The organism is Azospirillum sp. UENF 112521, assembly GCF_058780665.1.
In genome coordinates this window covers 107,806-131,131 of record NZ_JBSNCI010000003.1, presented here as the reverse complement: position 1 = coordinate 131,131, position 23,326 = coordinate 107,806, and the positions used below count along the sequence as shown (strand labels likewise).

Here is a 23,326-nt window from a genome sequence, read left to right as displayed (position 1 = left end):
CAAAATCGATTCCGAGACATTGAATGTCCACCGATGTATTTCGGCGATATCCCATTGTGGAAAACTCTGGGAACCCCCACTTTAATTATTCCAAAGCCACCCCACGCCTGCTCATTTTTACCGAGGATTGCAAATCCGAGGTGTTTCCTGGCGTGACTCGATCCGGATGGCATGGCTGCCGCCATTGCCGACAAACCGGTCCACATCGGAGACACTTTATGAATTCCCGGACAAGGCTGGCCTTCTTCATTCTTAAAACCCACGCCGGATGGATCGTCCGTGCGGACGGCTTCGTCTATCCGCCCTGCGCCGACCAGATCGATGCGCTCGCCAAAGCCATTCGGGAAGCGCAAGCAGCGGAACGTCTCGGCTTCGCCAGCGTCGTGCTGGCGCAATCGGCGGCAGGGGAACCCTGTTATGTCCGCTGGTGCTGTGCCGGCAATGACGGAGCGGCACAGGCGGTTATGGAGCCTCCATATCCGATAATTCCGGCCATGGCTGACATCCTGACGCCGACATCCGCATCGGAGGAACGTCCATGACCCCCCTTCTCCATTCCATCGAGGGGCGATGCCCCCGTGGCGCCGATGCGTTGCGTGAGCAGCTGCGCTGGATGAATGCCGAGCGCCGCTGGCATCCAACTGTCTATGGCGCATCGCCGGACCAGTTTCCCCCCGCCTTTACACCACCGAGCCACGTCAGCCTGCCGCAGGGTGCCACGCTGACCCGCCTTACCAGAGCCTGTGCCGCGGTTGGTGCGGACGCCATCAAGGAACGGATGATCTCATGAGCCTATCAGCCCATTATACCGTGTCGTGCCGTACAGACGGGTGGTTCGTCGGGCTTGAGGGGGAACGCTACGGCCCCTTTCCCAACGGACAGGTCGGTGCCCTGATCGCCGCTGTACAGGCCGCCAACCACGCCGGAAAGGACGGCCACGATGCCCGCGTGCTGTTGCGTATGGCGGATGGCCGGACCGACGCCGTCTGGATATTCGGCGTGAACAGCTACCCGTCGCCCTGGGTGGAGGAATTGCATCGGATTGCACAACTGCCGCGGCGCGACCGCGCGCGTGCACCGATCCCGTCCATTCTTTCAACAGATCTGCAAGCCATGATTCCGGATTCTGCGGTTGCTGGCCGGGCGTGACCGGGCCGGCCAGGATTTTCCTTGTTTGTTCAGGCACGAATTTCAGAATTTCCCCTTATTAAAAAATAAAAACTCTCCAAATAGCAGGTCGCCATTCCAATATTTTGAGCGCAATACTGCCGGATTATTTTAGAAATCTGGAGTATCCGGTAATGTCTCTTGTTTCCATATCAATGATAGACGCGAACAATCTTTTTCGCCAAGGATTGAAAGCCATGTTCGAGGAGCAGGGCTTTCACGTCGCCAAAGAGACTTCGTCTCTCAAGGCGGCACTCCAGGTCGTCCAGGAAGGCGACGCATCACAGGTCATTTTGATCGATCCTGTCGGCATCGGCGACTTCACGGATCTTATCCGGGCACTGAAGGTGGCCTGTCCGGACACGCATGTGGTGGTGCTTACCAGCACTCTGGACGCGGAAATCATGACGAAGGCCATCCAGGCCGGTGCGGACGGATTCTTGATGAAGGACATCTCCATGGAGGCGCTGGCGCAATCGTTGCGGCTTGTCATGATCGGCGAAACGGTCTTCCCCAGCGCCTTGGCCGCACTGCTGATCGACAGTCGCCTGAACGGCGCCGCCGATCTGGCGGCGCCGAACAAAGGTGTTTCCAAGCGCGAGGCGCAGGTTCTGCGCTGCCTGCAGAATGGCAGTTCCAACAAGAAAATCGCCAACCATCTCCGGATCACCGAGGCGACCGTCAAGCTTCACCTCAAAAGTTTGCTGCGCAAGATCGACGTCTCGAACCGCACGCAGGCCGCCCTCTGGGGCCTCAACAACGGCTTTGCGGATGCAGAGTGACCGGACTTTCTCTGACGGCATCATGGGATGGCCGCCGTGCCGGCCATGGACGGAAGCGTGAAGCCGGCGACGTGACACTCACCGCAAGGGACTTGGCGCCCTCCGGCCCATTGCGAAGCGGTTGGCCGCAGCCGGACAGATCAGCCGGTTATCCCGTTGGTCCAGGCACAGGTTCTGCCAATCTGTTGTCATAGAAGATGTGGCTGAGCCACATATTCACTGCATCGCGTCGATGCGCAATCAATATTTTGCTGTTCCGAGTGGTGTTCCTGTGCAGGATAACGCATCTATTTTTACCAAACCCCACATAGATAGAAAATAAAGAAGCTATAGAAATTATCGTTTGACAGATCGTAATTTTCGCGTTAATTTTATTCTTATTTCATAAGTTCCCTGAATTTGCCGCAGAGTTATGGGGGTAATTAATTTAACATCTGTCTTCTTGAGAGCATGTGCAAAATTTATATGTGCTCTAATTGTTTAGCGTCTACACGTTAATTTCATGCTCTCCTGCCATGAAATCCGGCGGGGCGAGGCTTGGCTAAGAATTTTCTCTGACTCGAATCGTCGTATTGGCGGAAAGCCGATCATGATGTCGGCGGGTGAAGGCACGGATCGTCATTGTCAGGACATTCCCAATATGGATCAGGATGAACAGCGGCGCATACGGCCCGGCCCTTTGGCGATCGTCGGTATCGGTGCCTCGGCTGGCGGCCTTAAAGCCATCACGGCCCTGCTTAGAGCAATACCGGCTGACAGCGGTTTGGCCTTTGTGGTGATTCAGCACCGGATCCCGAACAATGAACGATTGCTTGCCGACCTGTTGAAAAATGTGACGGTGCTGTCGGTCCATACGGCTCATGACGGGATTCCGCTGGAGGCCGATCACATCTACATCGCTCCGGCGGGTCGGTTGCCGACCATGGAGGCCGGCCAACTGCGCATCCACGAATCGCGGCAGTCTGTCGACGCGACCCTGCCCATCGACGTTTTCTTCCGCACACTGGCGACCGACCAGCAGGAGAAGGCGATCTGCGTCGTGCTGTCCGGTACCGGCGCCGACGGCACCAATGGACTGCGTTCGATCAAGGAATGCGGTGGGCTGGTGGTCGTGCAGGATCCGACGACCGCCGACTTCGACGGCATGCCGGGCAGCGCCATCGCCACCGGCATGGCCGACTATATCCTGCCGCCGGAGCGCATGCCTGGCGCCATCGTCGATTTCGTCCACCAACCCTATATCGGCCCGGCAACGGTTCAGAAGGCCGAAGCGCCGGACGGCGCGCTGGGCGGCATCATCGATCTGCTGAGCGCGCACACCAAGCGCGATCACAGGGCTTACAAGCCGCGGTCGCTGACCCGCCGCATCGAGCGGCGGATGGGGATTCACCATATCGCCGATATGACGGAATACCGGGCGTTTCTGGGCACCCACCCGGCCGAAATCGAACTGCTGTCCCGCGACATCCTGATCAGCGTGACGCGCTTTTTCCGCGATGGTCCGGCGTTCGACATCCTGGCCGGAGACTACATCGTCCCGCTGGTGCGGAACCAGCCGGCGGGCAAGCCGATCCGCGTCTGGGTCCCGGCCTGCGCCACCGGGGAAGAGGCTTACTCCATCGCAATCCTGTTGATGGAGGCCTGCGCACGAAGCGGCGTATCTCCCGGCTTCCGGGTCTTCGCAACCGACGTGGACAATCGGGCGCTGACCGTCGCCCGCACCGGCCTGTATCCCGAAACCATCACGGTCGACGTGTCGGTCGACCGGCTCGCCCGCTTCTTCACAAAGGTCGAGGGCGGCTACAAGGTCGCCAAGCCATTGCGCGATGTGGTTTCCTTCGCCCAGCACGATCTGCTCAGCGATCCGCCTTTTTCCAAGCTCGACCTGATCAGTTGCCGCAACATGCTGATCTATATCGAGCCGGACGTGCAGAAGGCCATTTTCGCCCTGTTCCATTTCGCCTTGTTGGATAATGGCGGCCTGTTCCTCGGCACGGCGGAGAACCTTGACACGCTCTCCAACCTGTTCGCGCCTCTTTCAAAAAAATGGCGTCTGTACCGGAAGATCGGTGCGACGCGCAGCAGTGCGATGGCGGTCCCGACGACGGGCGGGCGGTCCGCGGTCCCGGTGCCGACACCGCCCACCCCCTTGCGCGGCACCAGCCCGGCGGACATCATCCGACAGGCCCTGCTGCTTGAATACGCGCCGGCGGCAGTTCTGATCGACGGGCTGCATCGCATCCAGTATCTCTTCGGTCCGACCGGCGATTTCCTCGACCTGCCGACGGGAGAACCGCCCTGGGATCTGACGGCGATGGCACGCGGAGAGTTGCGCCTGCAGCTCCGCCGCGCCGTCGCACAGGTGCTCGCCGTGCACGGCCGGGTTCAAATCTCTGGAATCCGGCACAAGCGTCACGGCATTGTGGTGCCGGTGACCGTTCTGGTTATCCCGGTGCGTTTCCCCCGGGCCGGCAATGACTTGTTTCTGGTGACATTCACGGCGGACCACGCGGCGCCAAGTACACCGGTCGCCGAGACCGCGCCGCTGCCCGATGGAAATTGACGGCGTCGAACAGCTCGAAAACGAGCTGCGCATGACCCGTGAGGAGTTGAACGACACCATCGAAGAACTCAGTGCCACCAGCGAGGCGCTGCGGGTCGCCAACGAGGAGATCCTGTCGATCGGCGAGGAGTACCAGTCGACCACGGAGGAGCTGGAGACATCCAAGGAAGAGCTGCAATCCCTCAACGAGGAACTCAGCACGCTGAACTCCCAGCTGCATGAAAAGGTCGACGAGCTGGAGGCGACCACCAACGATCTGGGCAATCTGCTGAGCAGCACCGACATCGCCACGGTCTTCCTGTCGTCAGACATGCGGATCAAGCGTTTCACGCCGTCGGCGACCCGGCTGTTCGCTCTGCTGCCGCAGGACGCCGGACGCCTGATCACCGATATCGCCCGACATTTCTCCGATCCTTGCCTGCTGCCCGACATCCGGTCGGTGCTGTCATCCCTGATGCCGTTGGAACGGGAAGTGTCGACGGACGACGATGCGACCTTCCTTCGGCGCATCCAGCCCTACCGGACGCAGCAAGGCCGGGGGAGGGGGTCGTGATCACCTTCAGCGACGTGACGCCGCTGAAGCGCACCAGCCTGGCCATGGCTCTGCAGGCCCGCCAGTACAAGCTGATCGCCGATCTCGGGCGCAGGGACCTCATCGGAGCGGAAGGCCCGGAGATACTGGCGGAAGCGGCCCGTCTGATTGCCGAAGGGCTGGATGCGGACGGCGTCGCCATCCTCGGTCCCAGCGAGGATCCATCGGGCCGGCGCACCGGGGACGCTGACGATCTGATCCTGTTCGGCAGTGCCGGCCTCTCCGTTCCACAGGAGCCTGCCGTCAGGATCCCCAGCGACATGTCGACACTGGTCGGACGGGTGTTCCGGTCCCGGCAGCCGTCGATCGTCGAGGATTTCGCCACCGATCAACGTGTCCGCTCCTCCATGGCGCTGTCGGGCAGCCACTTCGTCAGCGGTCTGTCGGTTCCCTTCGGTGGCGCGGCACGCGGACCATCCGTTCTCGCGGTTCTGAGCCACAAGGCCGGACGGTTCAGCGATGCCGACCTGGAATTCGTCCACGCCATCGCCAGCGTGCTGGGGCTGGTCATCGAACGGGCGGGGGTGCTGCGCACGGCGCGGGCTGAGCGCGATTTCGCCCAGGCCATCGTCGACACGGTCCGCGAACCGCTGCTGGTGCTGGACGAGATGCTGCGGGTGGTCGGCGCGAGTGCGGCCTTCCACCGATCCTTCGCCACCACGCCGGACGGCGTGCTCGGCATCCAACTGGCCGAGACGGCCGGCGGTCTGCTGGCCGATCCCGAGCTGCACCGGGTACTGGAACGGATCATACCCGATGGCACGGTCATCGATGCGCTGGAACTGACCATCGGTCAGGGTGTCGGCGACCAAGGCGCCGGGGGACGCCGCACGCTGCTGCTGAACGCCCGCCGGCTCAATCAGGCGGGCCAGCTGATCCTGTTGGCGATGGAAGACGTCACAGAGCAGGTGCGCGTGCGCGAAGCCCTCGCCGCCGCCAAGGCTGCCGCCGAACTGGCAAGCGCCAGCAAAACCCGATTTCTTGCCGCTGCCAGCCACGACCTGCGTCAGCCGGTCCAGGCCCTGCTGATGTTCCATCATCTGGTGGCGATGCAGCCGCAGGGCGAGACGGCGGCAAAACTGCTGGTCAGCATGGGCAACGCGCTGGGCGCCATGACCGCCATGCTCGACGACATCCTGGATGTGTCGCGCCTCGACGCCGGCATCATCCATGTGACGCTCCGGCCATGTCCGGTCCAGACGATGATCGATTCGCTGTGCGCCGAGTTATCGCCGTTGGCCGAGGCTGCCGAACTGACATTGCACAGCGTTCGGACCAGCCTGTCGGTGCAGAGCGACCCCAAGCTGCTGGAGCGCATCCTGCGGAACTTCATCGCCAATGCGATCAAATACACCGACCAGGGTCGCATCGTGGTGGGCTGCCGCCGTGCCGGGCCGAACCTGCGCATTCAGGTCTGGGACACCGGGCGCGGCATTCCGCCGAACCAGTTGGCATCGATCTTCGAGGAGTTCCATCAGGTCGACAATCCGGAGCGTGACCGGCGGCAGGGGCTCGGGCTGGGCCTTTCCATCGTGGAACGCCTTGCCGCGCTGCTCCATCACCCGATACGGGTCAAATCGGCGCCAGGGCAAGGATCGATGTTCGAGATCCTGGTTCCGTTGGCCAGTCCGGACGATTCCCTTCCGAAGGACGAGGAGATGGTCGTATCCGACGGCGGCAACGGCGAGCGGGTGGTGGTGATCGACGATGACCCGACCGTCCTCGACGGGGTCGCCGCCTTTCTCCATGAATTGGGCTACGATGTGGTGGCTGCATCCGATGGCGACACGGCGGTGGAGCGGTTGGGGAACGGGGTACCGGATTTGGTCATCGCCGATTTCCGGCTGAAGGGCACGGAAACCGGATCGGAGGCAATCCGCCGGCTGGAGCGGCATTTCGCCGCCCGGCTGCCCGGAATCCTTCTGACCGGAGACACCTCGCCCGCGCGCATCCGGGAGGCGAGCGCCAGCGGCTTCCTGTTGCTGCACAAGCCACTGAGCCCGGAGCCTCTGCTGACCGCCATACGACACGCCCTGACGGACCGCTCCGTGGAGCCGGGAACCGCCTGATCCTCTACCCGGTTCCTCTGCCAAGGCTGGTCAAGCAACTCAGGGTTCCACCTCATCCGTCCAGATTTGGAACACTGTCAACTGAACACCTCGATAAACCACCTCTGCACGCGCGTTGAGGGCAGCGAAAGACCCGCGCTCGTGGAAAAGAAGCGTTCTTTGGAGACTGAACTCTCGATTTTAGTCCAAAAAATGGCGGGAATATGCGGCGTTATTGGTGATATGCGCGCGTAGTTCGCTTCTCAAGCCAGATCGGACGTCGGAAATTGTACGCGAGGTTGGCGATCCCGAACTCCACCGTCGCGTGAGCGAGGCCGATGGTGTGGCCCCGGTGTCGGCCGCCCCTTCGGCCTTTCGGAAATGCACCATGCTGCGGCGTCCCGCCGCCTCGATGGCCGCTTTGTTGGCTTCTGAACGGTAGGCGCTGTCCGCCCACACCCGGCTGTCGATGTTGATGTGCGACTTGTAGCCTACGAGCCGGCGCAGGACGTCCCTGGACACGCTGAGCGCCGGCCCCTCGATGACTGGCTGGCTGCCGCCCGCCGGAACGTCGCTGGAAGGCTTCGCGTCCGGGCTTCGGAGGACTTGGCGGCCGTACGGGCGCAGCATAATCGGCTGAGCTGACCTGAATATCGAGGGCAGATCAGCGGTCGTCTTCAAAATTTATAGGCGATGCATCGCTCGACTGACGGCATTAAACATCTACCGGCGGCAGAGTCAATTCTCGGTGGCTTCGCGCCCCCGCAACCAACCTTTTCGTAGCAAGCCGTTGAGATGCATCGCATTTCGACGGCTTTTCTATTCTGGCGCAACCACCGAGTTTTGCCTGATGCAGCAGGTCTGGTGCCAGTGGTCAAGGCGTAGCAGATCCGCTGCATCTGCATGATAGGCCGCCGCTCAGCGCGGCAGCCGGTGGCGCAGCACCCCGTCCAGCGACAGACTTCCCGGTCCGTGCACCACGATCGCCAGAAGCAGAAACATCCAATAGAAATGCTCGACGGAATCGTAGCTTGGGTTGGCGGCACCCAATACGAACTGGATCACCAGCGCCATGCCAAGCAGCGGCAGCGCCGCCAGCCGGCTGAACAGCCCAATCACCAGAAGCACCGGCATGCCCAATTCGAACATGGTGCCGAGCGTGGCCGCCACCTCGGGCGGCAGCAGAGGCACTTTGTACTCATCGGCGAACAGTAGAACAGTGGTGTCCCAGTCCTGAATCTTGGTCAGGCCAGAGGTGAAGAACACTTTGGCCATCCATAGTCTCATGCCGAGTTGCAGCACCGGTGCGCCCCAGGCGTTCAGCCGGCTGATAACGACGTCCACCATGTCAATGATGGGGACGAGCGGAGTGTGACGCGGACGCACGGGCGTCGTAGCGGCGAGATCGATCATCTCTCATTCCTCCAGAGGAAAGGAAAAGGCGGTGAAGGTGCCCAGTTGCAGATGGGCCAGAAGGGCAGCCTGCAGATCGAGGCCGGGATCGGTTCCGGCCGCGGCGGTGGAGGCGTGCCAAAGGTCCGCGCCCGCCGACAGGGCGAGCAGCAGAGTGAACTCGCCGCGGCCGATAGCCACAGCGCACACCTCGGCCAAGGGGCGGACGATCAGCACCTGTTCGCCGCCCGGCGGCGGGTCTATGGGCAACGGGCCGGGCGGCTGCTCGTCATGGCGCAACGCCTTCCACAGGTCGAGGACAGGGTGTGCCACGGTGAGCAGGTGCGCCGACGGGTGCAGCGTGAAGCGCAGCTCCGGGTAGCGGTGCTGGGGCACGGCGCGGAGATCCGCCGAGTCGAGCATCGGCGCGTCGGCGGCAAAGAAGGCGGCGTTCCACGCCCATTCGAAACGAGCCAATTCAGCCGCCTCCGGCATCTCGTCCAAGTGGTCCGGGAAGCGGTCGCCGAAGGCGAGGAGCTGCGGGACGTGTGGCGGATGCCGGCGGACGTAACCCGCCGCGGCGCGGCGGAACACCGCATGGCCGAGCAGGCATACCGTTGCCGGGAAAGCCGATTCCAGCGCCTCTACCAGCGAGCCGACGACGTTGTTCGCATGGACGGCGAACCGCACCGGGGCGGGGACGGCGTCGCCCAGGATTCCGGGTGGCGGAGCAGGGTGGGCCGACAGGAGCTGCCGGCGCATGGCCGCTTGCAGGTCACGCAGCATGGCGCATCTCCAGCAGGTGGTCGGCGCGCGCGGCTTCGGCCATCAGCACGGCAAGCTCCGGCACCCGCGTGTCCCACTCGACCAGCACCGGGCGCGGGCCGATGCGCTCCAGGGTGGACGCCAGCAGCGCCCACACGGCATCGGCCACCACGTCGCCATGGTCGTCGATGAGAAGCGTGCCGGTTCCCGTCTCGTGCACGGCGTGGCCGGCGACATGGATCTCTCCCACCGCCTGGGCGGGGACGTGCGCCAGGTATGCGTCCGCATCGAAGCCGAGGTTGCCGGCGCTGACGTACACGTTGTTGACGTCCAGCAGCAGGCCACAGCCGGTGCGCGCGGCGAGTTCGGCCAGGAACTCCCATTCGGGGATGGTGGACTGTTCGAAGTCCAGGTAGCGCGAGGGGTTCTCCACCAGGATCCGCCGGCCCAGCGTCTCCTGCGTGCGCTCGACGTTGCGGCGAACGAGGTCCAGCGCCTCTTCGGTGTAGGGCAGTGGCAGCAAATCGTTGAGGTAGGTGCCGCCGGTGATGCTCCAGGCCAGATGGTCTGAGACAAGGTCCGGCTCCAGGCGGTCGTACAGGGTGGCCAGCCGAGCGAGGTGCTCGGGATCGACTCCCTCGGCCGAACCGAGGGAGAGGCCGACCCCATGGCAGCTCAGCGGGTAGTCCCGGCGGATCGCCTCCAGGGCGCGCAGCCGGGGACCGCCGGCCGCCAGATAGGTCTCGCTGTGCACCTCAATCCACGCCACGCGCGGGCGGGAGGTGAGGAACTCCGCGACGTGGCGGTGCCGCAGTCCGATGCCCGCCTGGGAGGGCACGGGGAAGGACGCTTTGGCGGCATGGTTCGCGGAAATCGGGGCGGACATGGGAGACGTCTCCGGCGGCCGGCGGAACGGGGTGGGATCAGCCCTTCTTGGTCATGTCCTTGGGCGTTCCGATGCCGTTGAACGCTTCGGTCTTGCCACCGATCTCCTTGCAAACGCCGGCCTTGACCGCGCGCCACTCGCCGCCGTCGTAGTCCTTGGCGGACTGGCCGGCGCAGGAATGGGTGCCGGCGGCGTTGGCGCAGCTGTTCTGTCCGGCCTTGGAGACGCCGTAGCACTTCTCCAGCCCCGAGGCCTCGGCCGCGGCGGCGCTGTGCAGGGGGATCAGCGCAGCCATCGACAGGGCGCCGGCCAGCGCGGCGGCAACGGTCATCGTCGTGTTCATCTTGGCGGTCATGGTTTCTCTCCTCATGTGGGGCCTTCCGTTGTTGGAGGCGTCCGGTGAAGATCAAAGTATTTGTTGGACGACCTCGACGGAAATGCCTGGTGAGTATTTGTTGCATAGCCGCCGGCTATGGACGGATCACGTTCCCTTCGCGCCCTATCACAATGATGTGAAAGGTTGTTTACCGGCCTCCCCCAACTGAGCACCGGCATCGGCGGCGTCACAGTGTATGATCGGTCACGAAAGGGGGTCCGATCATGGAGATGCACCAGATCCGTTACTTCCTGGCCGTCGCCGAAACGCTGAACTTCACGCGCGCGGCGGAGCAGTGCAACGTCACCCAACCCTCGCTGACCCGCGCCATCCAGAAGTTGGAAGAGGAAATGGGCGGCCTGCTGTTCAGCCGCGAGCACCACAACACCCACCTGACCGAGTTGGGCCGGCTGGTGCTGCCGCATCTGGACTCCATCTATACGACCAACTCGGCCGTGCTGGCGGAGGCCAAGCAGTACCGCAGCATGGAGCGGGCACCCCTCAAGCTCGGTGTCATGTGCACGATCAGCCCCGGCCGCCTCGTCGGCTTCTTCGAGCAGTTGCGTGCCCGCATCCCCATGCTCGACCTGCAGATCCAGGACCTGCCGGCAAAGCCGCTGGTGGAGGCGTTGGTGGGCGGCGATCTGGACGTGGCGCTGGTGGCGCTGCCGTCGTTTCCCGAGCGCTGCACCGCGCGGCCCCTGTTCACCGAGCGGTATCTGATCGCATGCCCGCGTGGTCACCGGTTCGAGAGCATGAACGCCGTTCCTCTGCCCGAACTGGACGGCGAGGACTACCTTCAGCGCGTGCACTGCGAGTTCCGCTATCATTTCGAAGCGTTGAACGTGCCGAAGCGGCACGCTGTGAACATCCGCTATCACAGTGAGCGGGAGGATTGGGTCCAGGCGATGATCGCCGCCGGCATGGGCTGTGCGGTGATGCCGGAGAACATGGCAACGCTGCCGGGCGTGGTGACGCGCGCCATCGTCGAGCCGGAAGTGACGCGCACCATCCACTTGGTCACCGTTGCCGGGCGCCGCTTCACACCGGTGGAGCAGGTCGCCATCCGCATGGCGCAGACCTACCACTGGGATGCCGCCGAACCGACGCGCACGTCGATGAGATGGGAGGATGTCGCCGTGGTGGAGTGAACAGAAAATCCTCCCCCAGCGGGATTGGGGGAGGGCTTGAACGATCTACGCCGTCGCTTCCTGCACACTCTTCTCCTTCCAGTATTCGGGCACCTCCCGCCGGTATCGCCTCATCACCAGATTGGCGAGCAGGCCCGTCCAGCCGGTCTGGTGCGCCGCTCCCAGGCCCTGGCCGGTGTCGGCGTGGAAGTATTCGTAGAACAGCAGCAGATCGCGCCAGTGCGGGTCGTCGTGGAAGACCGGTTGCGCACGGTAGACCGGACGCCAGCCTTCGTCATCGGGGCGGTAAATGGACACCAGCCGGTCCGACACCAGCGTGGCGATCTCCTTCAGCGTCAGCCGCCGTCCGCCCAGGCATGGCACCGGCACGGTGAAATCGTCGCCGAGGAAGCGGTGGAACTTCTCCAGCCCCTGGACCAGCGTGTAGTTCACCGGCATCCACACTGGCCCGCGCCAGTTGGAATTGCCGCCGAACAGGCCGGAGGTGGACTCGCCCGGCGAATATTCGATCAGCGCCTGCCCGACGCCCGGCAGGTCGCCCAGATGGCGATGCTCGGCGTGGATGCGGCTGACGCTGCGCACGCCGTAGTCAGACAGGAATTGCCCCTGGTCGAGCAGGCGCTGGAGGATGCGCGGCAGCATGGTGTGATCGACCAACGCCAGCAGATGCTCGCCCCGCGCGTTCTCCCAGTCCGGGCAGGCGCAGACGGTGCTGCCCTGGAACTTGCCGCCCTGGTGCCGGGTCAGCAGGGCGCGGAAGCGCGGCACACATTCCAGGAGGCGGCGGTCGATCACTTCGGTGGCGAACAGCGGGATCAGGCCGACCATGGAGTAGACGTTGACGCGACTGACCTTGCCGTCCGGGCAGACGATCAGGTCCTTGAAGAAGCCGTCCTCGTCGTCCCACAGCGACACCGCACCAGGCACATGGCCACCGATGGTGTTGGCGACCGACAGGAACTGGCTGTAGATCTGGATCGCGATGTCCTCGTAATCGTGGTCCTCCCGCGCCAGTTCCAGCGCCATCACCACCATGTTGAGCGCGAACATCGCCATCCAGCCGGTGGCGTCGGCCTGCTTCAGGCTGTAGCCCGGCGGCAGTGGCTGTGAGCGGTCGAACACCGAGATGTTGTCGAGACCGAGGAAGCCGCCCTCGAACACGTTGTGGCCGTCCGTGTCCTTGCGGTTGATCCACCAGGCGTAGTTCAGCAGCAGCTTGTGGAAGACGCGGTGCAGGAAGTGCGTGTCGCCCTCGCCGCGCTGCACGCGCTCGGCCCGGAAGACCTTCAGCGCCGCCATGGCGTGCACCGGCGGGTTGACGTCGCCGAACGCCCACTCGTAGGCGGGGATCTGGCCGTTGGGGTGCAGGAAGCGCTCGCTCAGCAGCACCTCGACCTGGTCCTTGGCGAAATCGACGTCCGCCAGCGCCAGCGCCGCGCAGTGGTAGGCGAGGTCCCAGGCGGCGAACCATGGGTATTCCCAGGCGTCGGGCATGGAGATGACGTCGGAGGACTTCAGATGCTTCCAGGAGCGGTTGCGCCCTGACTTGTGGCTCTCGGGCGGGGAAATCTGGTCGCCGCCCAACCAGCGCTCCACGTCGTAGTGGAAGAACTGCTTCGACCAGATCATGCCGGCCTGCGCCTGACGCAGGATGCGCGCATCCTCCGCGTCGGCGTCGGGAGCCAAGTCGCGGTAGAAGGCGTCGGCCTCGGCCAATCGCGTGTCGAGGACGCGCCGCGTGCTGGCGAAGGGCCGGGCGAGCGGCTCACCGGACAGCACGAGGTTCACCGAGGCGGCGCCGCCGGCCGGCACCTCCAGCACGGTCCATGCCGCCGCCTTGGTGCCCTCGCCGGCCGGGTTGACGGCGGCCTCATCGCCGCCGACCACGCGGCGGTGGAAGGCGTCCTTGACGTAGGGCGTGGGGTTGGGCACGCCCCACAGGCGTTCGGCGTTGCTGTCGTTTTCGGTGAACAGCAGCTCGGCCGCTTGGGCGCCATACAGGCGGTAGTCGCCCAAGCCGGGGTGCGCGGCGCGGATCGCCCAGGCAGCCCCTTCCGGCGCCATGTCGCGTGCGAGGCTCGGGCGCTGCGTCCCGTCGCCCCACGCCCAGGTGTTGCGGAACCACAGGGTGGGAAGCAGGTGCAGGGTCGCGGCCTCGGAGCCGCGGTTGGATGCGGTGATGCGGATGTGGATCTCCCGCGGGCCGGCCTTGGCGTAGGTCACCTCCACGTCCCAGGTGCGGCTGTCGTCGAACACCCCGGTATCAGCCAGACCGAACGGCGGGTCGGTGCGACCGCGCGCGCGGTTCTCCGCCACCAGCCGATCGTAGGGATAGGCCGCCTGCGGGTATTTGTAGAGCGCGCGCAGGTGCGCGTGGCTGGGCGTGGCGTCGAGGTAGAAGTAGTATTCCTTCACGTCCTCGCCGCGATTGCCCTCGTTGCCGGTCAGGCCGAAGGCGCGTTCCTTGAGGATCGGGTCCCGGCCGTTCCACAGCGCAAGCGCGAAGCACAGCCGCTGCTCCGCGTCGCAGATCCCGACCAAGCCATCCTCGCTCCAGCGATAGGCGCGCGAGCGCGCCTGATCGTGGCTGAAATCCTCCCACGCCGTGCCGTGCGCGCTGTAGTCCTCGCGCACCGTGCCCCAGGCCCGCTCGGACAGGTAGGGGCCCCAGAGGCGCCAGTCCTCGGTGCCGGCCCGCTGGGCCTCCAGGCGTCGGCGTTCGGCGTTCATGGTGTTGGTGGTCATGGGATCGTTCCTCCTTGGATCAGGTTCGTTTGGCTTGTTCGAGCCGCCACCACGCTTCGAGCACGCAAGCGACCGACCAGGCTTGCGCCGGGGCTCCGCGCGGGGTGTGCGGCGGGGCGCCTTCGAAGATCTCGCTGACCTGGCCGAGCGCGGCGTCGGTCAAATGATCGGCGATGGGGGCCAGCAGGCGTTGCGCCGACGCGGCGTCGCCGGTCACCCGGAACGCGGCCAGCGCGTAAGGGCCGAGCAGCCATCCCCACACCGGGCCCTGGTGGTAGCCGCCATCGCGCTCCAGAACGCCGCCGCGATAGCTGGGTCGGTAGTCGGGATGACCGGGCGACAGCGAGCGGAGGCCATAGCTGGTCAGCAGTTCCCGTCGGCACTCATCGACGACGCGGGCCTGTGTCGCGCGGCCGAGCGGGCTGTGCGGCAGGCTGACGGCGAAGATCTGGTTGGGGCGGATGGTCGGGTCATCTCCTGCCGGGCCGTCGATCACGTCGAACAGGCCACCCCTGGGGCGCAGGAAGCGCCCGAACGACCCGCGCACGCGCTCCGCGGCGGCGTGATAAGCGTCCGCGGGCTTGCCCAGGCGCTCCGCGAATCCCGCCATGACGGAGAGCGCGTTGAACCACAGCGCGTTGATCTCCACCGGTTTGCCGTGGCGGGGTGTCACCACCCAGTCACCGATCTTGGCGTCCATCCAGGTGAGCTGAAGGCCCGGTTCCCCGGCGCGCAGCAGGCCGTCCGCCGGGTCCTCGCCGATGCCGTAGCGCGTGCCGCGCCGATGCCAGTCGATGATCTCCGCCAGGACGGGCAGGGCGGTCTCCAGCGCCGCGTCGTCGCCGGTGGCATCCACGTAGGCGCGCCACGCCTCGACGTACCAGAGCGCGGCGTCCACGGTGTTGTAGTCGGCGCGTTCGCCGGCACCGGGGAAGACGTTGGGCAGCATGCCCCGGTCCACGAAGCGGGCGAAGGTCTCCAGGATGCGGCGGGCGCTGCCGGCGCGGCCGGTCGCCAGCGTCAGACCGGGCAGGGCGATCATGGTGTCGCGTCCCCAGTCGCCGAACCACGGGTAGCCGGCGATGACCGACTGCCCGTCCGGCACGCCGGGCAGCGGCCGGGTGAACAGGTAGCTGTCGGCCGCCAGCACCAGCCGGTGCACCCAATCCGGCGCGTCGGCCAGCTCCGGCACGGTGGCGGAGGCCACGTCGAGCACCGCCGCCTCCGCACCCAGACGGCGCGCCAGCGCTGCCGGCAGATCGGTGGAGGCATCCTCTTCAAGGCTGCCGACGATGCCGACCCAGGCGCCGGGCGGCAGGTCCAGCAACGCCTCGCCGACGCAGAGATGGTGATCGTCGGCCGGTAGGCCGCGTTCCGCCTCGATGGGCAGGGCGAAGTCGGCGTGCCAGTCATGGCGTGGCTCGATCCGCCCACCGACCGCGGTGAGGTGAAGGATGAAGGCGGGATCGACGAGACGCAGGCCATGCCCGTCCACCGCCTCCACCACCGGGCGGAAGCCGCTGCGGTCGACGGTGCCGTGGTGGTCGCGGCCGTTTGCCAGCAGCGACACCCTCAGCCGCCAGGGCTCGCCGTCCGGGTCGAGGCGCCACGCGGCGTAGACTGTGTTGGCGCCCTGCTCCAGCCAGACGCGCGCCTCGATGCGGCGGCCGGCGATGGCGTAGGTCCACACTGGGACGCGGCCGTCCAACTCGAAGCTCTCCAGGTTCGCGTGGCCGGCCGGGGCGATGGTGCCGCTGCTCCAGCGGTTGGTGAACAGCGGGATCTCGTGCCCGTCGGCCAGCAGCGTGGCGTCGGCCTTGGCAAACACCAGCCGCCGGCCGAGCGGCGGCTCGACCGGCGCCACCAGCAGGCCGTGGTAGCGCCGGGTCAGGCTGCCGGCGAGGGTGCCGGCGGCGTAGGCGCCCAGTCCATTGGCGAGCCACCACTCCCGCCGCTCGGCCTGGGCGAGGTCGCCGCACACGGCGCGTCCGAAGCGGATGGGCATCGGGTCATTGTCCATGAGGCCGGAAACGGACTCCTCTTCGCGGATGATCGCGATGGTCATAGGATGGTCTCCCTTCAGGAGGCGGTTTCAAGAGCGCGGGGGCGCGCCGGCTCGGGCGTTTTCGGGGGTGCGGACGGGCCGGTGATCAGGCGGGTGCCCTGGCGCAGCGTCAGGTAGGCCCAGAACCACTCCAGAGCGACGCCGATGCGGTTGCGCATGCCCGACAGGAACAGCACATGCACCGCGCCCCACAGCCACCACGCGGCCGCTCCCGTCAGACGCAGCCGGCCGAAGTCGGCGACCGCCGCCTTGCGCCCGATGGTCGCCAGACTGCCGGCGTGGCGGTAGCGGAACGGGCCGGGGGCCGTCCGTCCGGCGATGCGCGCGGCGATCACCGCGGCGACGTGGATGCCGCCCTGCTTGGCCGCCGGGGCAAGGCCGGGGACCGGCTGGCCGTCCCAGCCGTCGGACGCTGCGGTGTCGCCTATCGCGAAGACGTTCGGCAGACCGGTGACCGAGAGGTCCGGCCCGACCTTGACCCGGCCCGCGCTGTCGGCGGGCGCGCCCAGCCATTGCGCGGCCGGTGAGGCCATGACTCCGGCCGCCCAGAACACGGTGCGCGCCGGGATGCGCCGGCCCGACACCGTGACGCCTAGGGCGTCCACCGTCTCCACGCGGCTGCCGGTCATGACGCGCACCCCAAGCGCTTCCAGGGATGCTGCGGCGCTGGCCGACAGCGGTTCGGGGAAGGTGGGCAGGACGCGGGGGCCGGATTGAACCAGCAGGATCTGCGCCTCGGCCGGATCGATGGCGCGGAACTCGCCGGCCAGCCCGTTGCGGGCCAACTCGGCGATGGCGCCGGCCAACTCGACGCCGGTCGGGCCGCCGCCGACGATCACGAAGGTCAGGTGGGCGCGGCGCAGTTCGGGATCGGTGGCGTTCTCCGCCTCCTCGAAGGCGAGCAGCAGGCGGCGACGGATTTCGGTGGCGTCCTCGACCTTCTTCAGGCCGGGAGCGAAAGGCTCCCACTCCTCGCGGCCGAAATAGCCGTGACGGGCGCCTGTCGCGAGCACGAGTTGATCGTAGGGCACGCGGCGCCCATCCTCCAGCAGGACGGACTGCTCCGAGGTGTCCACCCCGGACACGTCGCCCAGCAGGACGCGGGCGTTGGGCTGGTCGCGCAGCAGGCTGCGGATCGGCGTGGCGATGTCGGCCGGCGACAGGCTGGCGGTCGCCACCTGATAGAGCAGTGGCTGAAACAGGTGGTGGTTGCGCCGGTCGATCAGCGTGACGCGGCACGCCGTCCGCGCCAGTCCGCGCACCGCCGCCAGCCCTCCGAAGCCGCCACCGACCACCACCACGCGCGGCGCGTCCTCCGGCAGTGCCGGAGCCATGCCGGCCAGCCGCGGGAAACGGCTGCGCACGGTCCCGGCGATGACGCGATCCAGCGACAGCGGGCCGGGGCCGCGGGCAACGATGAGGCCCAGCAGCATCAGCCAATAGAGGTGGTCGACGTGGTGCAGGTAGGTGGCGTCGATGACCAGCGTCATGCCGATCAACGGCAATGCGGCGAGGCGTGTACCCAGCCCGATCACCAGCAGCACCGGGCACATCAGCTCGAACGCGGTGGAGACGACCGCGGCCAGTTCTGGCGACAGCAGCGGCACCGAATACTCGGACTGGAACAGCAGGACCGTCGTCTCGAAATCGGCGATCTTCGTCAGGCCGGAGCGAAAGAACACCCCGGCGATCCAGTACCGGACGATAAGCTGCACCAACGGCCCGGCGTACCGCGTCACCGCAGCCAGCAACCGTGCCCCGCTCTGCGCGAAGGGCAGGGCGCTGCCCGGCAGCCCGCGCGCCAGGCGCCGGTCGAGCGACAGCGGCCCGGCACCCAGGACGACGTACCAGACCAGCAGCACGGCCTGGAACAGGTGCTGGTCGAGCGCCAGGTAGGCATACTGCGTGACCAGCGACAGGGCCAGCAGCGGCAGCGCCGCGGCGCGGGTGGCGAGGCCGAGCGCCAGCAGCGGCGGGCCGATCAGTTCGACCGCCGCGCCGAGAACGGCGGCGGTCACCGGGTCGAGCCAGGACACCGGGTATTCGGTGCGGGCGAGGAACAGCGCCTGTTCCCAGTCGTGCAGCTTGACGATGCCCGACACCCAGAAGGTCTGGGCCAGCCACAGGCGGATGAGCAGGTCGAGCACCGGCCACGCCGCCCGCTGGGCGAGGCGCAGCAGGTCGAGCGCGCGCTCGGCGCGATGCAGGGTTCGGTCAATCATGGGCGTGGTCCTGTCGCGAGGGTTGGGCGAGGACGAAGGCGTGTCCGTCCGGGTCGCGGGCCATCAGCGCCCGTCCGAGGCCAAGGTTGCGGTCCGGCAGGACGACGATCTCCGGCGACACCAAGCGGTGCCGTGCGGCGTCGGCCGGGGTGAGGTCGTCGGTGAGCAGCGTGACCTGCTCGTGCCAGAGGTCGTTGGCGCGGGTGTCGGCGGGGGCCAGGCGGCCATCGCGCGGCGTCAGATATTCCAGCAATTCGATGCCCGGCCCGGAGGCGGCGCGCAGCGTGGTGATGCGCAGCCGCGCGCCGAAGACGTTGTTCAGGTGCTCCTGCTCGGTCCCGTAATTTTCCGCACCGCCCGCCACCCGCAGGCCGAGGCGGTCGCGGTAGAGGGCAAGGCTGGCATCGGTGTCGGCGACCACGATGGCGGTGTGGTCGATGCCGAGGAACAGGCGGTCATCGGCACGGTGCCACTTCGGATCGCCCTTGCCGGGCGGGAATTGCAAGATCTCCAGCGGGTTGCCGTCCGGGTCCTTGAAATAGAAGGCGCGGATGCCCCCAGCGTTTGGGTTCCAGTCCGGCAGGGTCTGCGGGCCGGTGGAGGCGTGCCTCGCCTTTGCGGCACGCAGCCGCGCGTAGGCCCGATCCATGTCGCTGACGATGATGGCGACATGCTGGAACCAGCGGTCGTTGCTGCGGGAGTCCGCCGGGATCGGCCGGCCCTCGGGGGCAAGGTACTGGATCAGTTCCACCGCCTCGTCGCCCAGAGCCATGCGAACCACGCGGATGCGCGCGCCAAAGACGCCGGTCAGCGCCTCGTACTCGGGACCCGCCATCTCCACATCGGAAACGGGGCGGAAGTCGAGCGCGCCGCGGTAGAACGCCAGCGCCCGGTCCATATCGGACACAGTGATGCCGACGGAATCCACCGCCCGCACCGTCTGCGCCATGGCGGCTGCGCTCAGCATCAGCACGGCGAAGCCGGCCAGGACGATAATGGGGAGGATGGAGCGGGAGGGAGTCATGCCGCACCTCCCGCCGCCCCGAGGCGCTCGATCAGGTGGTCGCCGACGCGCAGCGCGTTGGCGATGATGGTCAGCGTCGGGTTCACCGCCGCGCTGGAAGGAAAGATGCTGGCGTCCGCCACGTACAGATTGTCCACCTCGTGCGCCTTGCAGTTCACGTCTAGCGCCGAGGTCTTCGGGTCGTGCCCGAAGCGGATGGTCCCGTTCTGGTGGCCGGTGCCGGCGATGGGGATGCGCTTGCCGAAATAGGCCTCGCGAGGGATCAGGGTGCGCTCACAGCCGATGCGGGCCAGGAGACCCTTCAGCTTGGCGACCAGCCGTTCATGTGCCTCGACGTTGTTCGGCGTGTAGCGCAGGGTGATGCGGCCGTCTCGCCCGACCTCCACCCGGTTGTCGGGATCGGGCAGATCCTCCGACGTCAGCCAGAAGTCGAGCGCGCGCCTTGCCAGCGTGTCGGCGGCAAAGCCCGGCAGCAGCCCGCCGCTTTCGGCGGCGAACATGGCGGCGTCGGTCTTGCCGAGCATCTGGATATGGCCAAGCGGATGGTCCCAGTCGTCCGCCCCGAAATAGAAGTCGTTGAGTCCCAGCGTCTTCTGGAAACGCGTCGGATTGGGGCGGCGCGACACGGCGACGAGGGCCGAATTCAGGTGGCACATGTAATGCCGCCCGACCACGCCCGAGCCGTTGGCGAGCCCGTCCGGATGCCGGTCGTTGGCCGAGCGCAGCAGCAGCGCGGCGGAGTTGATGGCTCCGCAGGAGACGACGACGAGATCGCCACGGTAGGTCTCGGCCATGCCGTGCCGGCGGACCGCCACGCCGGTGACGGTGCGTCCCGAGGAGTCGGTTTCCAGCCGTTCCACATAGGCGCCGGTGAGCAGTGTGACGTTGGGATGCTCGACCGCCGGAGCGACGCAGGTGACATGCGCGTCCGCCTTGGCTTGCACCAGGCATGGAAAACCGTCGCAGGTGGAGCAGCGCAGGCAGGCGCTGCGATGCGGCTGCGCTTCGTCCAGGCGGATGCCGACGGGCAGCGGGAACGGCCGGTGTCCGGCGCGCATCAGGTCGTCGGACAGTTCCTGGATGCGGGGCTCGTGGCTGACCGGTGGGTGGGGGTAAGGATCGGCGCAGGGCGGCTCGGTCGGATCGCTGCCGCGCAGGCCATGCACGCCGTAGAGCCGTTCGGCCCTGATGTAGTAGGGCGCCAGGTCGGCGTAGCCGATCGGCCAGGGCGGCGAGATCCCGCCCCTGTGGTGCAGCGTGCCGAAATCCCGCTCGCGCAGGCGCAGCAGCACGGCGCCGTAGAATTTGGTGTTGCCGCCGACGCAGTAATGGATGCCGGGATGGAAGGGGCGGCCGTCCTTGTCGAGCCAGGTCTCGTCCGCCTTGTACTTGCCGTCCACCACGACGGCTCTGGAATCCCAGTTATCGCGCTCGCGCGGCAGATAGTCGCCGCGTTCCAGCAGCAGGATGCGCTTGCCGGTGGGCGCCAGATGGTGGGCCAGTGTGCCGCCCCCCGCCCCGGTGCCGACGATGATGACGTCGTAGCGCTCAGTGGACATGGATGTCCTCCATGGAGTGGGCCGCCGCGCCGGGATGGCCGCAGAAGATGCAGGGATGCCGCGGGTCGTGGTCGAGCTTGGCGCAGGCGGCAGGGCGCCCCACCCGCAGATGCGCCTCGGCGGCCAGCAGCATCCCCAGGGGTGGTGCCACGGCGTAAATCCAGGCGTGGGTCCACACCCCGCCGGCGACCGCCGAGGCCAGCGTGCGCGCCGGGTTGATGCTCATGCCCGACAGCGGTGCCGCGGCGGTGATGAAGAACGCCACCAGTGCTCCGGCGCACAGCCCGGTCAGGCGCATCCGGCGCGTGTCGCCGGAGATGGCCAGCACCGTCGACATCAGGACGAAAGCCATCGCCGCTTCGACGGTGAAGGCCGCTGCCGGACCGGCAGGGCCCGGTACCGTGGCGATGGCGGAGAGTGGCGGCAGCGTGAACCGCTCACCCAGCAACCCCGCCACCAGCAGCGCGCCGGTGATGCCTCCCAGGCACTGGAAGACCACGTAGAAGGCCGCGTCGGCCGCGGTGATCTTGCCCAGACGCAGGAAGGCCAGCGTGACGGCCGGGTTGATGTGCGCTCCCGACCGCCGGCCCATGGGGGAGTGGATGATCGCCACCGCCATCAGGCCCATGGTTGCCCCCATCAGCGCACGCCGGCCAAATGCCGACGGCAGCGCGTGGCGGACCGGCGAGGCGGGGTGCTCCAGCAGCGTGGCGACGAGACCGGCGGACAGCATGAAGAGACCAACCCCGATCGCCTCCATGAGGTACTCCGGCCAGTGCGCGCGAAGGGTGTCCGGCATCGCTCAGCCTCCGGACTCGAAGCCGGGGTAGAGCGTCATGCCGCCGTCCACGAACAGCGTCGTGCCGGTGATGTAGTCGGCGGCATCCGACGCCAGCCATGCCGCCGCCGCCGCGATGTCCTCCGGCTCGCCGATGCGCTTGTAGGGGACGAGCTTCAGGAGCGACGCGTAGGCTTCCGGTGTCTCCCAGGCCTCGCGGTTGATCGGCGTGCGGATGGCGCCGGGAGCGATGCCGACGACGCGGATGCGGTCGGCCGCCAATTCCTGCGCCAGGGTCTTCATCATCAGCATGACGCCGCCCTTCGAAGCCGCGTAATTGACGTGCCCGGCCCATGGGATAATCTCGTGCACCGAGCTGACACAGATGATCTTGCCGAGCGCGCGCGAGACCTCCGGGCGTGGCCCGCGCCGCTTGAACTCGCGCACGGCTGCGCGGGCGCAGAGAAACTGGCCGGTGAGGTTCACGCCGATCACCCGGTTCCACTGCTCCAGCGTCATCGTCTCGACCGGTGCGTCCTGTTGCAGGCCGGCGTTGTTGACCAGGATGTCCAGCGTGCCGAATGCGGTGATGGTGTGGGCGAACATCGCCTCGACCTCGTCCTCGCGCGAAACATCGGCCTTCACCGTGACGGCGCGCACGCCGAGGTCGCGGAATTCGGCCGCGGCCGCCTCGGCGGCGGCCTCCCCACGGGTGTAGTTGAGCGCGACGTCGGCGCCGGCCTCCGCCAGGGCACGCGCTATTGCGCGTCCGATTCCCGAACTGGACCCGGTCACCAAGGCCCGCTGACCGTACAGTGGACGCGCGTCTCCTCTCGCCGGCCCATGCCCGGGCCGCCCGAAATTGCCTTCCATGACTGACCTCCTGTATGAACGGTGGCGCACGGCCCGGATGTCACGGGGGGCGGTTCGCGCCGTCTTTCGCATTTCGGAGCCTAAGTGCCCCGGCCTGCGGTTGTGAAATGCCCGATGTCTTTGGTCTCCATAGCGGCCGGCTATGGCATGCGCTCAGGGCAGGAAGTTGACGACGGGTGCCACCGCCACGAGGACAAGGATGAGGGTCGCGGCCCGCCGCTCGACCGAGGACCAGCGTGCCCAGTCGCGCAGGAAGCTGCGCAGGGTCTGTCGCAGGCTGAGGGTATGCGCGGTGGACGGTTCGGTGCGTGCGTTGGCATCGCTCATGGCATCCTCCT

The 23,326-nt window shown here is 66.6% G+C and carries 20 protein-coding genes; 8 read left to right on the top strand and 12 right to left on the bottom strand.

The annotated features are described in order from the left end of the window. The first annotated feature begins 218 nt into the window (after window positions 1-218). The 7 genes from ACWPN8_RS16535 (at window position 219) to ACWPN8_RS16505 (ending at window position 7,173) form a co-directional block, all read left to right on the top strand. A complete protein-coding gene (locus ACWPN8_RS16535) occupies window positions 219-542 on the top strand; it encodes a hypothetical protein (protein ID WP_492241480.1) in 324 nt (107 codons plus the stop codon). Beyond that, window positions 539-790: a hypothetical protein gene (locus ACWPN8_RS16530; protein ID WP_109095776.1), complete on the top strand. Its 252-nt coding sequence runs from the start codon at window positions 539-541 to the stop codon at window positions 788-790. Before ACWPN8_RS16535 ends, ACWPN8_RS16530 begins: the two co-directional genes overlap by 4 nt. After that, window positions 787-1,149 (top strand): hypothetical protein, encoded by a 363-nt coding sequence (locus tag ACWPN8_RS16525; RefSeq protein ID WP_109095777.1) that lies wholly within the window; start codon window positions 787-789, stop codon window positions 1,147-1,149. The genes ACWPN8_RS16530 and ACWPN8_RS16525 overlap by 4 nt, the downstream gene beginning before the upstream one ends. 152 nt (window positions 1,150-1,301) lie before the next feature. Next, a complete protein-coding gene (locus ACWPN8_RS16520; protein ID WP_492241479.1) occupies window positions 1,302-1,949 on the top strand; it encodes a LuxR C-terminal-related transcriptional regulator in 648 nt (215 codons plus the stop codon). 589 nt (window positions 1,950-2,538) lie between these two features. Then, window positions 2,539-4,512, top strand: coding sequence for a chemotaxis protein CheB (locus tag ACWPN8_RS16515; protein ID WP_492241478.1), 1,974 nt, complete (start codon window positions 2,539-2,541; stop codon window positions 4,510-4,512). Then, window positions 4,502-5,065 carry a PAS domain-containing protein gene (locus ACWPN8_RS16510; RefSeq protein ID WP_492241477.1) on the top strand — a complete coding sequence of 188 codons (564 nt, stop codon included), beginning with the start codon at window positions 4,502-4,504 and terminating at the stop codon, window positions 5,063-5,065. The genes ACWPN8_RS16515 and ACWPN8_RS16510 overlap by 11 nt, the downstream gene beginning before the upstream one ends. After that, entirely contained in the window at window positions 5,062-7,173 is a 2,112-nt protein-coding gene (locus ACWPN8_RS16505) for a hybrid sensor histidine kinase/response regulator (RefSeq protein ID WP_492241476.1), read from the top strand. The genes ACWPN8_RS16510 and ACWPN8_RS16505 overlap by 4 nt, the downstream gene beginning before the upstream one ends. Window positions 7,174-8,070: 897 nt before the next feature. Here ACWPN8_RS16505 and ACWPN8_RS16500 read toward each other — a convergent pair. Genes ACWPN8_RS16500 through ACWPN8_RS16485 form a run of 4 tightly spaced genes read right to left on the bottom strand, consistent with a single transcriptional unit; the run spans window position 8,071 to window position 10,550 of the window. Beyond that, window positions 8,071-8,565, bottom strand: coding sequence for a DoxX family protein (locus ACWPN8_RS16500; RefSeq protein ID WP_247872755.1), 495 nt, complete (start codon window positions 8,563-8,565; stop codon window positions 8,071-8,073). 3 nt (window positions 8,566-8,568) lie between these two features. Next, window positions 8,569-9,330 (bottom strand): HvfC/BufC family peptide modification chaperone, encoded by a 762-nt coding sequence (locus tag ACWPN8_RS16495; protein WP_492241475.1) that lies wholly within the window; start codon window positions 9,328-9,330, stop codon window positions 8,569-8,571. Further along, a complete protein-coding gene (bufB, locus tag ACWPN8_RS16490; RefSeq protein WP_492241474.1) occupies window positions 9,320-10,195 on the bottom strand; it encodes an MNIO family bufferin maturase in 876 nt (291 codons plus the stop codon). The genes ACWPN8_RS16495 and bufB overlap by 11 nt, the downstream gene beginning before the upstream one ends. 37 nt (window positions 10,196-10,232) lie before the next feature. After that, window positions 10,233-10,550 carry a BufA1 family periplasmic bufferin-type metallophore gene (locus ACWPN8_RS16485; protein ID WP_199237466.1) on the bottom strand — a complete coding sequence of 106 codons (318 nt, stop codon included), beginning with the start codon at window positions 10,548-10,550 and terminating at the stop codon, window positions 10,233-10,235. A gap of 245 nt (window positions 10,551-10,795) precedes the next feature. Here ACWPN8_RS16485 and ACWPN8_RS16480 point away from each other — a divergent pair, with 245 nt between their 5' ends. Next, window positions 10,796-11,722, top strand: coding sequence for a LysR family transcriptional regulator (locus ACWPN8_RS16480; protein ID WP_492241473.1), 927 nt, complete (start codon window positions 10,796-10,798; stop codon window positions 11,720-11,722). 45 nt (window positions 11,723-11,767) lie between these two features. Here ACWPN8_RS16480 and ACWPN8_RS16475 read toward each other — a convergent pair whose 3' ends face one another. The 8 genes from ACWPN8_RS16475 to ACWPN8_RS16440 form a co-directional block, all read right to left on the bottom strand. Further along, window positions 11,768-14,467, bottom strand: a complete 2,700-nt coding sequence (locus tag ACWPN8_RS16475; RefSeq protein ID WP_492241472.1) for an MGH1-like glycoside hydrolase domain-containing protein — start codon at window positions 14,465-14,467, stop codon at window positions 11,768-11,770. 19 nt (window positions 14,468-14,486) lie between these two features. Beyond that, the gene (locus ACWPN8_RS16470) at window positions 14,487-16,532 is read right to left on the bottom strand and encodes an amylo-alpha-1,6-glucosidase (RefSeq protein ID WP_492241471.1); all 2,046 of its coding nucleotides are present in this window, start codon (window positions 16,530-16,532) and stop codon (window positions 14,487-14,489) included. 14 nt (window positions 16,533-16,546) lie between these two features. After that, window positions 16,547-18,754 carry an FAD-dependent oxidoreductase gene (locus tag ACWPN8_RS16465; RefSeq protein WP_492241470.1) on the bottom strand — a complete coding sequence of 736 codons (2,208 nt, stop codon included), beginning with the start codon at window positions 18,752-18,754 and terminating at the stop codon, window positions 16,547-16,549. Further along, window positions 18,747-19,778 (bottom strand): VOC family protein, encoded by a 1,032-nt coding sequence (locus ACWPN8_RS16460; protein ID WP_492241469.1) that lies wholly within the window; start codon window positions 19,776-19,778, stop codon window positions 18,747-18,749. Before ACWPN8_RS16460 ends, ACWPN8_RS16465 begins: the two co-directional genes overlap by 8 nt. Continuing rightward, the gene (locus ACWPN8_RS16455) at window positions 19,775-21,337 is read right to left on the bottom strand and encodes a GMC oxidoreductase (RefSeq protein ID WP_109095787.1); all 1,563 of its coding nucleotides are present in this window, start codon (window positions 21,335-21,337) and stop codon (window positions 19,775-19,777) included. The genes ACWPN8_RS16460 and ACWPN8_RS16455 overlap by 4 nt, the downstream gene beginning before the upstream one ends. Then, on the bottom strand, window positions 21,327-22,136 hold the full coding sequence (locus ACWPN8_RS16450) for an MIP/aquaporin family protein (protein ID WP_492241468.1): 810 nt from the start codon (window positions 22,134-22,136) through the stop codon (window positions 21,327-21,329). Before ACWPN8_RS16450 ends, ACWPN8_RS16455 begins: the two co-directional genes overlap by 11 nt. Before the next feature lie 3 nt (window positions 22,137-22,139). After that, on the bottom strand, window positions 22,140-22,988 hold the full coding sequence (locus ACWPN8_RS16445) for a glucose 1-dehydrogenase (RefSeq protein WP_109095789.1): 849 nt from the start codon (window positions 22,986-22,988) through the stop codon (window positions 22,140-22,142). A gap of 153 nt (window positions 22,989-23,141) precedes the next feature. After that, window positions 23,142-23,315 carry a hypothetical protein gene (locus ACWPN8_RS16440; protein WP_158285340.1) on the bottom strand — a complete coding sequence of 58 codons (174 nt, stop codon included), beginning with the start codon at window positions 23,313-23,315 and terminating at the stop codon, window positions 23,142-23,144. Between the last annotated feature and the right edge of the window lie 11 nt (window positions 23,316-23,326).